At 71.7% G+C, this 11,153-nt stretch carries 11 protein-coding genes; 4 read left to right on the forward strand and 7 right to left on the reverse strand.

From position 1 onward, the window contains the following. Positions 1–11: 11 nt before the first annotated feature. From ACQPXS_RS14785 to ACQPXS_RS14795, 3 genes are all read left to right on the forward strand, one after another. Positions 12–701 (forward strand): hypothetical protein, encoded by a 690-nt coding sequence (locus ACQPXS_RS14785; protein ID WP_433449661.1) that lies wholly within the window; start codon positions 12–14, stop codon positions 699–701. Between the two features lie 133 nt (positions 702–834). After that, positions 835–1,647 carry a thioredoxin domain-containing protein gene (locus ACQPXS_RS14790; protein ID WP_433449663.1) on the forward strand — a complete coding sequence of 271 codons (813 nt, stop codon included), beginning with the start codon at positions 835–837 and terminating at the stop codon, positions 1,645–1,647. Positions 1,648–1,739: 92 nt separating this feature from the next. Further along, positions 1,740–3,410 (forward strand): alkaline phosphatase D family protein, encoded by a 1,671-nt coding sequence (locus ACQPXS_RS14795; protein WP_433449665.1) that lies wholly within the window; start codon positions 1,740–1,742, stop codon positions 3,408–3,410. A 7-nt stretch (positions 3,411–3,417) separates the two neighbouring features. On the opposite strand, the gene ACQPXS_RS14800 is transcribed toward ACQPXS_RS14795, so the two are convergent. Continuing rightward, positions 3,418–3,996 carry a dienelactone hydrolase family protein gene (locus tag ACQPXS_RS14800; protein ID WP_351800456.1) on the reverse strand — a complete coding sequence of 193 codons (579 nt, stop codon included), beginning with the start codon at positions 3,994–3,996 and terminating at the stop codon, positions 3,418–3,420. Between the two features lie 104 nt (positions 3,997–4,100). Between ACQPXS_RS14800 and ACQPXS_RS14805 the strand changes: the two genes are divergently transcribed. Beyond that, positions 4,101–5,183, forward strand: coding sequence for a mechanosensitive ion channel family protein (locus ACQPXS_RS14805; protein ID WP_433449668.1), 1,083 nt, complete (start codon positions 4,101–4,103; stop codon positions 5,181–5,183). Here ACQPXS_RS14805 and ACQPXS_RS14810 read toward each other — a convergent pair. From ACQPXS_RS14810 to ACQPXS_RS14835, 6 genes are all read right to left on the reverse strand, one after another. Continuing rightward, positions 5,146–5,886, reverse strand: a complete 741-nt coding sequence (locus ACQPXS_RS14810) for an SDR family NAD(P)-dependent oxidoreductase (protein ID WP_356304704.1) — start codon at positions 5,884–5,886, stop codon at positions 5,146–5,148. The genes ACQPXS_RS14805 and ACQPXS_RS14810 overlap by 38 nt on opposite strands. Positions 5,887–5,976: 90 nt before the next feature. Then, the gene (locus tag ACQPXS_RS14815; RefSeq protein WP_356304707.1) at positions 5,977–7,563 is read right to left on the reverse strand and encodes a Na+/H+ antiporter; all 1,587 of its coding nucleotides are present in this window, start codon (positions 7,561–7,563) and stop codon (positions 5,977–5,979) included. 131 nt (positions 7,564–7,694) lie between these two features. Then, positions 7,695–8,162: a GNAT family N-acetyltransferase gene (locus tag ACQPXS_RS14820; protein WP_433449670.1), complete on the reverse strand. Its 468-nt coding sequence runs from the start codon at positions 8,160–8,162 to the stop codon at positions 7,695–7,697. Continuing rightward, positions 8,159–9,103 carry an RluA family pseudouridine synthase gene (locus tag ACQPXS_RS14825; RefSeq protein ID WP_433449673.1) on the reverse strand — a complete coding sequence of 315 codons (945 nt, stop codon included), beginning with the start codon at positions 9,101–9,103 and terminating at the stop codon, positions 8,159–8,161. The genes ACQPXS_RS14820 and ACQPXS_RS14825 overlap by 4 nt, the downstream gene beginning before the upstream one ends. An 81-nt stretch (positions 9,104–9,184) precedes the next feature. Beyond that, positions 9,185–9,829, reverse strand: coding sequence for a signal peptidase II (gene lspA, locus ACQPXS_RS14830; RefSeq protein ID WP_351800437.1), 645 nt, complete (start codon positions 9,827–9,829; stop codon positions 9,185–9,187). A gap of 59 nt (positions 9,830–9,888) precedes the next feature. Further along, positions 9,889–11,085, reverse strand: a complete 1,197-nt coding sequence (locus tag ACQPXS_RS14835) for a TraR/DksA C4-type zinc finger protein (protein ID WP_433449674.1) — start codon at positions 11,083–11,085, stop codon at positions 9,889–9,891. Positions 11,086–11,153: the final 68 nt, after the last annotated feature.

Consider the following 11,153-nt stretch of genomic DNA (forward strand, 5'->3'; position numbering starts at 1 on the left):
CTTCTTTCGCTATGGACATATCCGGGATCCAGCTCAGAGCCGTGCGCGCGGCGCTGTTCACGGCTGTCGTCGTGACGCTCAGCACCGCGTCGCACGTGCTGCTGTCCCGGGCCCCCCTGCCGGTGGCGACCGTGCTCGCGGTCGCCGCCGCGGTGTTCGCCACGGCGTATGCCCTGGCGGGCCGCGAGCGCGGCTTCGGCCGGATCGCGGCCCTGCTGATCCCGCTGGAACTGGCCGCCGACACGGTGTTCACCACCGGCCAGAACACCTGTTACGGCCGGGCGGGCGGCCCGGTCGCCGGCCCCCTGCACACGTTCGGCTTCGACGTGCTGTGCCAGGGCGGTGCCGTCGGCTCCCCGCTGGCCCAGATGACCGGGGCGCACGGCCGTCCCGGGGCCCTGCTCGCGCACGCCAGTCCGGCGGCCGCCTGGCTGCTGCTCGCCGCGCATCTCTGCGTGGGCCTGCTCGCCGCCGCCTGGCTGCGCCGGGGCGAGCGGGCGCTGGTGCAGCTGCTGCGCGCGGTCGCCGCCACCGCCTTCCGGCCGCTGCTGCTCGCGGTCGCCGCGGTCGCCGTCCGACTGACCCCGGCGCGCCGGCTGCCGCGCCCGGTCCCGCGCCGGTCCGCCGCCCGCGACCGGCTCCTCGTGCACTCCCTGGGACGGCGTGGACCGCCGTGCTCGCCCGCCCTCGCCGCCGGCTGAGCATCGGCGGCTGAGCGGCACCGGCTCCGCGGCGCCCGGTCGAACGGCGCCCGGGCGGCAGCACTGAGCACACCCAGTCCCCCACACGTATCCCGCGTACGGCATGTGCGCGTCCCACACGGAGATCACCAACATGAGCAAGCGGAACAGCCAGTCGGCCAAGACGGCGGCCCGGGAGCGGCTGCGCCAGGAGCGCGAGCGGCAGGCCAAGCGCGACAAGGCCAGGCGGCAGGTCATCGTGGCCGCCTCGGTCGTGGCCGTGCTGGCCGCGGCCGGCGGCATCGGCTATGCCGTCGTCCAGGGGAACAAGCCCACCGGATGGGACGCCGCCAAGGACAAGACGCTCGTGAAGCCAGCCAACACCACGGGCACGGACGGCACGACCGTCGTCATCGGCAAGAGCACCGCCCAGAAGACCCTCACCATCTACGAGGACCCGCGCTGCCCCGTGTGCGCGCAGTTCGAGCAGACCGTCGGCTCGACGGTGAAGCAGGACATCGACAGCGGCAAGTTCAAGCTCCGCTACGTCGGTGCCACCTTCCTCGACAAGAACCTGCCGGGTGTGGGCTCGAAGAACGCGCTCAGCGCCCTCGGCGCCGCGCTCAACGTCAGCCCGGAGGCGTTCCTCGAGTACAAGGCCGCGATGTACTCGACGAAGTGGCACCCGGACGAGAACGACGACAAGTTCAAGGACGACGCCTACCTGATCAAGATCGCCGACACCGTCCCCGCCCTGAAGGGCAACGCGGCATTCCAGAAGGCCGTGAAGGACGGCACCTACGACCGGTGGGCGCTGGAGGAGTCCAAGATCTTCGACAAGGACCGCATCCAGGGCACGCCGACCCTGAAGATGGACGGCAAGACGCTGACGGGCGCCGACGGCAAGAACCCGCCCATGACCGTGGCCGACTTCGACAAGGCCGTCGACGCGGCCCTGAAGGGCTGACGGCCCCTCGGAAACCGGCCTTCACGTGAAGAGCGGGCGAACTTTCCGAGTTCGCCCGCTCTCGCGTGTACCGATCAGTAACCTGATCGGTCGTGACCAGTCGATACAGATCGTTTCCGGCCGCCGAAGGCCCCAACTCCCTCTCCCCTCGCCGCCGTACGGTCGTCAAGGCCGCGGCGGCGACCGCTGTCCTGGCCGGCCCGCTCGCCGCCTCCCTTCCGGCGCGCGCCGCCGACCAGGCCCCCGCCTTCCTGCACGGTGTCGCCTCCGGTGACCCGCTGCCCGACGGCGTCCTGCTGTGGACGCGGGTGACCCCGACCCCCGAGGCCATACCCGGCTCCGGGGTCGGCCCGGACACCGAGGTGGGCTGGGTCGTCGCCCGGGACAAGGCGTTCACCAGCATCGTCGCCAAGGGCACCGTCACCGCGACCGCCGCCTCCGACCACACCGTGAAGGCCGACGTCCGCGGCCTGCAGCCGGCGACCGACTACTGGTTCCGCTTCTCGGCCGGCGGCACCGACTCCCCGGTGGCGCGCACCCGCACCGCGCCGGCGGCGGACGCGACCGTGTCCTCCCTGCGCTTCGGCGTGGTCACCTGCGCCAACTGGGAGGCCGGCTACTTCGCCGCCTACCGCCATCTCGCGGCCCGCGGCGACCTGGACGCCTGGCTGCACCTCGGCGACTACATCTACGAGTACAAGTCCGGCGAGTACGCGGCGCGCGGCACGGTCGTCCGCCCGCACGCGCCGGCGAACGAGATCATCACGCTCGCCGACTACCGGACCCGGCACGCGAAGTACAAGACCGACCCCGACCTGCAGGCCCTGCATCTGAAGGCGCCGGTCATCGCGATCTGGGACGACCACGAGTTCGCCGACAACGCCTGGTCGGGCGGCGCGGTCAACCACACAGAGGGTGCCGAGGGCACCTGGACCGCCCGCAAGGCGGCCGCCAAGCAGGCCTACTTCGAGTGGATGCCGGTCCGTACCGCGATCGAGGGCACCACCTACCGCCGGCTGCGCTTCGGCAAGCTCGCCGATCTGTCCCTGCTGGACCTGCGCTCCTTCCGCTCCCAGCAGGCGTCCGCGGGCAGCGGTTCGGTGGACGACCCGAACCGCACGATCACCGGGCGGGCCCAGCTCGACTGGCTGAAGGCGGGGCTCAAGGCCTCCGACACCAAGTGGCGGCTGGTCGGCAACTCGGTGATGATCGCGCCGTTCGTCGTCGGCTCGCTCACCGCCGACCTGCTCAAGCCGCTCGCCAAGCTGCTCGACCTGCCGCAGGACGGCATCGGCGTCAACACCGACCAGTGGGACGGCTACACCCACGACCGCCGTGAACTCGTCGACCACCTGCGCTCGAACGGCATCGGCAACACCGTCTTCCTGACCGGGGACATCCACATGTCCTGGGCCAACGACGTGCCGGTGGACGCGGGCACCTACCCGCTGTCGCCGTCGGCGGCCACCGAGTTCGTGATCACCTCGGTGACCTCCGACAACCTCGACGACATCGTCAAGGTCCCCGAGGGCACGGTCTCCGCGCTCGCCGCGCCGCTCATCGAGGTCGCCAACCGGCACGTCCACTGGGTGGACACCGACCGGCACGGCTACGGCGTGCTGGACATCACCGCCGACCGCGCGCAGATGGACTACTACGTCCTGTCCGACCGCACCGACCCGAACGCGACCTCCACGTGGGTGCGCTCCTACCGCACCCGCAGCGGCACCCAGAAGGTCGAGCGGACGTACGACCCGGTGTAGCCGGCGGCTACCCCTCCTGAAGGCTGTCGAGGAAGCCGAGCGCCACCCGCCAGGTGGCCTCGGCCGCCTCGGCGTCGTAATCCGGCAGCCCGGGGTCGGTGTAGAGGTGCCCGGCGCCCGCGTAGCGGTAGACCTCCACGTCGGCTCCGGCGCGGCCCATCTGCAGATACCAGGCGGTCAGCCAGTCGTCCGTCTCGAACGGGTCCGGCTCGGCCACATGCAGCTGCACCGGCAGCTCGTCCACGTGCGCGGTCGGCGCGATGTCCGAGGTGCCGTGCAGAAGCAGCAGCCCGCGCGCCTTGTCGTCGCCGAGGGCGAGGGTCTGGGCGATCGAGGCGCCGAGCGAGAACCCGGCGTACACCAGCCCGCGGTCCGAGTACGGCGCCGCCGCCAGCACGGCCCGCTTCAGCAGCTCCTCCTTGCCGATCGACTCCTTGAACTGCATGCCCTCCTCGACGGTGTCGAACGTGCGCCCCTCGAAGAGGTCCGGCGTCCACACCTCGTGGCCGGCCGCGCGCAGCCGGTCCGCGGCCTCGCGCACCGCGGGCCTGAGGCCGTAGGTCGAGTGAAAAAGCATGATGTTCATGAGGCCATGGTGCCAGCCGGTGCGACACCGCCTCGGCCGCCGTACCCGCGAACACGCCGAACTCACATGTTCATGCCCGCCGGGCTCCGGTAAGGAGCGCAGGCATGGAGATCCTAGTCCGCCCCGTGATCGTGATCGGCGGTGCGGTGCTGCTCACGCTCGCCATCGGCTGGGCCACCGACCGGCTGCTGCGCAAGGCCGACGAACGCGACCACGACTCACCGCTGTGGGAGCTGCTGCGCCGCGGCCGCATCCCCTACCAGCTCGTGCTGTGCGCCGCCCTGCTTCGCGGGTCCTACGACCAGGCGAAGGTGCTGGAACGGCACCAGATCGGCATCGGCCGGGCACTGACGCTGGTGCTGATCGGCTCCGCCGCCTGGCTGGTGATCCGGATCGCCTCGGCGATCGTCGAGACCACCTACAGCCGCTACGCCCGCGCGCACCGGGATCCGGCCCGGGTACGCAGGGTGCGCACCCAGGTGGAGCTGATCATGCGGGTGGTGTCCGCGATCGTCATCGTCGTGGCGATCGCCGCCATGCTGCTGACGTTCCCGGCGATGCGCGCGGCCGGCGCCTCGCTGCTGGCCTCGGCCGGCGTCCTCGGCATCGTGGCCGGTGTCGCCGCCCAGTCGACTCTGTCCAACATGTTCGCCGGGCTGCAGATCGCCTTCGGGGACATGGTGCGCATCGGCGACACGGTGGTCGTGGACGGCGAGTGGGGCACGGTCGAGGAGATCACCCTGACCTTTCTGACGGTACGGACCTGGGACGAGCGCCGGATCACCATGCCGGTGTCGTACTTCACCTCCAAACCCTTCGAGAACTGGTCACGCGGCACCCCGGAGATGACCGGCACCGTCTTCTGGCACCTGGATCACAGCGCGCCCATCGAGGCGATGCGCGCGAAACTGCGCGACATCCTGCGCGAGAGCCCCGCCTGGGACGGCCGCGCCTACGGCCTCGTGATGACGGACAGCACGCCCAACACCGTCCAGGTGCGGGCCCTGATGACCGCGAAGGACGCCGACGACATCTGGACGGTGCGGGTCACGGTCCGCGAGCAGATGATCGCCTGGCTGGCGGCGGAGCACCCCTACGCGCTGCCCCGCGTCAACACCTCCGAGGCGGTGCCGCGTCCCGCGGAGCCGGTCAATGGCCGCGCTCCGCGCCCCCGTTCACCTGGATGACCTGGGAGGTGACATGCCCGGCGCCGGGCGAGGCCAGCCAGTGCAGGGTCGCGGCCACGTCTCCCGGTATCCCGGCGCGGCCGGTCGAGGTCTCGGCGATGAGCTGCGCCCGCCGCTCCGGCGCCGGGCCGGCGCCGAAGAACTCGGTGTCCTCGATGTACCCGGGCGCGACCACGTTCACGGTGATGCCGTGCGGTCCCAGCTGCCGGGCCAGATCGTGTGCGTACGGGTGCAGCGCGGCCTTGGACGCCGCGTAGGCGCCGCTGCCCGAACCGCGGTAGGCGGCGATGGACGAGATGAACAGCACCCGCCCGCCCGGTTCGGCGAGGCGGTCCTTCAGGGCTTCGGTGAGCAGAGCGGCGGTCAGGGTATTGAGCCGGAAGTTGTCGGTCCAGGCGTGGGCCACCTGCTCCAGGGGGTCCTCGCCACCGGTCGGCGGATGCTGGCCCCCGGCGCCTCCGGCGCTGTGCACGAGCACGTCGACCGTGCCGAGTTCCCGGGCGACGAACTCTGCCACGCCCCGTACGTCCGCCGGCTCCGTCAGGTCGGCCGCATAGGTGAGGGAGCCGGGCACCGCGGCCTTCTCCAGCACCTCCGCGCGCCGCCCCAGCAACAGCACCCGGTCGCCGTCCGCCGCGAACGCCTGCGCCGTGGCCAGCCCGATGCCCGTACCGCCACCACTGATCACGATGTTGCGAGTCATGATCCGAGAGTAGGAGTGATCGGCCGACGATGCCGGTATTTATCCACAGGTCCGCCATGTTCATATGACTTTTCATGCACAGGGCTCAGCTCACCGCAGACTGCGCACGTCGAGATGCCTGAGCACCCGGTCCACGATCTCCGGATCCGCCCCCGGCTCGCTGCGCGCCGCCAGGACCTCGTGGCGCGCCGCGCTCAGCATCTCGTTCTGGATGTTCCGGACCCGCTTGAGCCGCTTGGCCCGCTGGTGCTGCGCCTCTCGCCGCTCCTCCTCCCCCATGTCGGGGCTGATCCGGATCCCGATGTCGAAGGCGCGCCGCAGCATCTGCTCGGACAGGTCCTCGGGCAGGTCCTCCACCTGTTCGATCTCCCGCAGTCTGCGCTTGGCGGCCTTCGCGGCCCGTACCGCCAGTTCCTTCTCGAACTCCTTCTCCCGCTCGGAGTCGGCCTGCACCCCGAGCCACCGCACCAGTGACGGCAGTGTGAGCCCCTGCAGGACCAGCGTGACGATGATGACTCCGAAGGCGATGAAGACGATCTCGTCGCGGTCGGGGAACGGCGCGCCGGCGTCGGTCCGCAGCGGGATCGCCAGCGCCAGCGCCACCGAGGCCACCCCGCGCATCCCGGACCACCACATCACGACGGTCTCCCGCCAGCTGACCGGGATCTCCTCGTCGTAGTCGCGCCGCGCGTGCAGCCGTTTGGTCAGCCAGGTCGCGGGCAGAAGCCACACCAGCCGCACGACGATCACCACGCCCACGATCGCGGCGGCCCAGCCCAGCAGCTCGCCCCAGCGCCCCTCGGCCGTGCGGATGGCGTTGTGCAGTTCGAGGCCGATGAGTCCGAACGCCACGCCGGTGACCAGGGTGTCGATGATGTCCCAGAAGGTGTGCCCGGCCAGCCGGGTCATCACGTCGTCCGCGTCGGTGGCGTACTCGGCGAGGAACAGCGCGGTGGTGAGCACCGCGAGCACCCCGGAGCCGTGCAGCTTCTCGGCGAGCACATAGGAGGCGTACGGCACCAGCAGGGTCATGCCGATCTGCAGGGTGGGATCGCCCAGCAGGTCCATGAGCCTGTTCGCGCCCCAGCCGAGCACCAGGCCCACGGCCACCGCGACGACGCCGGACAGCACGAGGTCCACCCCGGCCTGCCACGCCGAGAACGAGCCGCTCACGACCGCGGCGATGGCCACGTGATACAGCACGATGGCGGTGACGTCGTTGAACAGCCCCTCGCCCTCCAGGATCGACACCAGGCGGCGCGGCAGCCCCAGCTGCCCGGCGACACTGGTCGCGGCGACCGGGTCGGGCGGCGCGATCAGCGCGCCGAGCGCGAAGGCGGCGGCGATCGGCAGCCCCGGCACGATCGTGTGGGCGACGAACGCCACGCACACCATCGTGACGAACACCAGCGCGACGGCCAGCAGCAGGATCGGGCGGACGTTGGCCGCGAACTGCCGCCAGGAGGTGCGCCGTACGGCGGCGTAGAGCAGCGGTGGGAGCAGCCCGGGCAGGATCAGCTCCGGCGGGATGTCCACGTTCGGCACGAAGTCGGCCACCGCGAGGGCCCCGCCGAACAGGGTCATCAGCACCGGCGCCGGCACCCCGAACCGGTCCCCCACCGGGACGCTCACCAGGGCCCCGAGCAGCAGGACGAACAACAGAGCCAACTGATCCACGGCCGGCGCTCCGGGGTGTCGACGGTCACACGGCAGGCCTCAAGCCTGCCATCCGACCGGCGGCGACGCCCGCCACCGCGGGAGCCGGCGCAGGAGCGCGGCGCAGGACCTGCAGCGCCCGCCGCACAGGCCTACAGGGCCCGGCGCATCGCCCGGTGCGGGATGCCGGCGTCCGGGAACTCCGGGCCGTACGCCGCGTAGCCGAGCCGCTCGTAGAAGCCCAGCGCGTGGGTCTGTGCGTGCAGGTCCACCGCGGTGAGGCCGCGCACGCGTGCCGCCTCCTCGATGGCCCGCACCAGAGCCACGCCGACACCCAGCCCACGGGCCTCGCGGGCGACGGCGAGCCGCCCCAGGGAGCCCACCGAGGTGTCCGCACCGGTCTTCGCCGCAGCGGCCTCGCCGTGCAGCAGCCGTCCGGTGCCGAGCGGCACACCGTCCTCGCGGACCGCCAGGACGTGCACGGCGATCGCGTCGTAGGCGTCGTACTCGATGTCCTCGTCGACGCCCTGCTCGCGGACGAAGACCTCCTTGCGGACCGCGAAACAGGCCTCGCGGTCGGCGGGGCCCTCGGCGACCCGGACGGTGTACGGCGCGCTCACGCGTACGTCTCCTCACGGACCTGGTCGAGAGCCTTCTGCAGGTCCTCGGGGTAGGCGCTCTCGAACTCCGCCCACTGGCCGTCCCCGGGGTGCTCGAAGCCGAGGCGCACGGCGTGCAGCCACTGGCGGGTCAGGCGCAGCCGCTTGGCGAGGGTGGGGTCGGCGCCGTAGGTGAGGTCGCCGACGCAGGGGTGGCGGTGGGCGGACATGTGGACGCGGATCTGGTGGGTGCGGCCGGTCTCCAGCTTCACGTCCAGCAGGGAGGCGGCGCGGAACGCCTCGATGAGGTCGTAGTGCGTCACCGAGGGCTTGCCGTCGGCCGTGACCGCCCACTTGTAGTCGTGGTTCGGGTGGCGGCCGATGGGCGCGTCGATCGTGCCGCTCGTCGGGTCCGGGTGGCCCTGGACCAGGGTGTGGTACCGCTTGTCGACGGTGCGCTCCTTGAACTGGCGCTTGAGCGACGTGTACGCCCGCTCCGACTTGGCGACCACCATCAGGCCCGAGGTGCCGACGTCCAGGCGGTGCACGATGCCCTGGCGCTCGGCGGCGCCGGAGGTGGAGATCCGGTACCCGGCGGCGGCGAGACCGCCGATCACGGTGGGGCCGCTCCAGCCCGGCGACGGATGCGCGGCCACGCCGACCGGCTTGACGATCACGACCACGTCCTCGTCGTCGTGCACGATCTCCATGCCCTCGACCGGCTCGGCGACCACCTGCACCGGCGCGGGCGCCTGCGGCATCTCGACCTCGAGCCAGGCACCGCCGCGCACCCGCTCGGACTTGCCGACCACCGTGCCGTCGACCTGGACCTTGCCGGTCGCGGCCAGCTCCGCCGCCTTGGTGCGGGAGAAGCCGAACATGCGGGAGATGGCGGCGTCGACGCGCTCGCCCTCCAGGCCGTCGGGCACGGGCAGGGTGCGGATCTCGGGAATCGTGCTCACCCGTCGAGTATGCCGGACGGGTGGAACCGGCCCGCACGAGCCTGTGGAAAACCGCCCGTGGACGGCCCTGGCCTCAGTGCCTCAGTCCTTGTGGACCGTGCCGTCCGGGTCCAGGCCCCGGAAGGACAGCAGGACGATCAGGATGCCGCCGCACACGATGGCCGAGTCGGCCAGATTGAACACCGCGAAGCCCTTGGGCGCGATGAAGTCCACCACCTTGCCCTCGAAGACGCCGGGCGAGCGGAAGATCCGGTCGGTGAGGTTGCCGAGGGCGCCGCCGAGCAGCAGGCCGAGCGCGATGGCCCAGGGGTAGCTGTAGAGCTTGCGGGCCAGGCGCATGATCACCACGATCACGGCCGCGGCGATCAGCGTGAAGATGATCGTGAAGGCCGCGCCGAAGCCGAAGGCCGCACCCGGGTTGCGGGTGGCGTTCAGCTCCAGCCAGTCCCCGACGAGCCTGATCGGCTCGTGGCCCTCCAGCTTGGCGACCACGAGCAGCTTGCTGATCAGGTCGAGGGCGTACGCGAACGCGGCCACCGCGAACAGCAGGGCGATCCGGCGCCCACGGCGCCCCCGGGCCTCGGCCGGGGCCTGCTGCTCGCCCGCGCCGGACGCGGCGGCCGGGGTGGACGCGCCGGAGCCGGCGGGCGCTCCGGCCGCAGCCGTGTGCTCGCCGCCGTCGTCCGGGGTGTCCGGCGTACCGATGATGCGCTCCGCCTCTGCCACGTGAGTCCCTCAACCTAGGTGCCTGACTGAGGACGAGACTACGGCACCACCCCGCACACTCAGGAGCGGCGTTCCTGCTTCTGCTTGCACTCGACGCACAGCGTGGCCCTGGGGAAGGCCTGCATCCGGGCCTTGCCGATGGGGTTGCCGCAGTTCTCGCACAGGCCGTACGTACCCGCGTCCAGCCGCTCCAGGGCGTGCTCGTTCTGGATCAGCATCTCGCGCGCGTTGGCGGCGAGCGCCAGCTCGTGCTCGCGCGTGATGTTCTTGGTGCCGGTGTCGGCCTGGTCGTCCCCCGCACCGTCCCCGGAGTCCCGCATCAGGCCCGCGAGGGACACCTCGGAGGAGCTGATCTCGGCGCGCAGCCGCTCCACCTCCGACAGCAGTTCGGCACGGGCCTCGGCGACCTCTTCCGGGGTCCAGGGGTCCTCGCCGGGGCGGACCGCCAGCTCGCCGGGCTCCGCCGCGGCGAGCCGCGCCTTCGGAACAGCGGTGTCCGTCGTGGCCGTGCCAGGAGTCTTCTTCGCAACCACTGTCGTGGCTCCCGTCTGCTTCGCGGCCCGCGCCGCGCCCGCCTTCTTGGCCCTGCTCGTGTCGGCCGCCTGCGTGGAGGCGCCGTCCGCCCCCGCCTTGCTGCCGCCGGCCTTCCCGGCCGCCTTCTTGACGGCCGTCTCCGCCACCGCTCCCTTCGACGCCGGCTTCTTTCCGCCGGTCTTCCCGGCCGACGCCTTCTTGGCGGCGGTCTTCTTGGCAACGGCCTTCCTGGCCGGCCCCTCCCCGGCGCCGGTCTCCTTACCGGCCGCCTTCCCGGCAGAACCAGCCGCCTTCTTGGCGGCCGGCTCCTTGACCGTGGGTTTCTCGGCCGTGGGCTTCTTGGCCGCCGTCTTCTGAGCGGCCGTCCTCCCGGTGGCCCTTTTCTGAGCGGCCGTCTTCCTGGTGGCCGTCTTCTTGACGGCGGTCTCCTCCTCGGCCGTCATCGCCTTGTCCACGGGCTTCCCGCGAGCCTTCTCCGCGGCGGCCGGCGCCTTCGCGGCGGTCTTGCGCGCGGCCGTCCTCCCGGCGGCCGGCTCCTTCACGGCCGTCGCCCTCATCGCCGTCTTCCTCGCGGCCGGCTGCACGTCCCTCCCCGCGGTCGGCCTCTTCGTGCCGTCCACTCCCTTGGTCTCGCCGCCGGAGACAGCCGCAGCGCCGGAGGCGGCCGCGCCCCCGTGCCTGCCGGTCGCCGGCTGCTGTACGGCGGTCCTTTTCGCCACCATGGCCGCGACCCCTTCACATATTGTGATGTTGCTCGCGAATCGTGCTGGGACGATAAATCGACTTGAGT

It is taken from the genome of Streptomyces sp. CA-142005, from assembly GCF_050942335.1.
Lineage (GTDB): Bacteria > Actinomycetota > Actinomycetes > Streptomycetales > Streptomycetaceae > Streptomyces.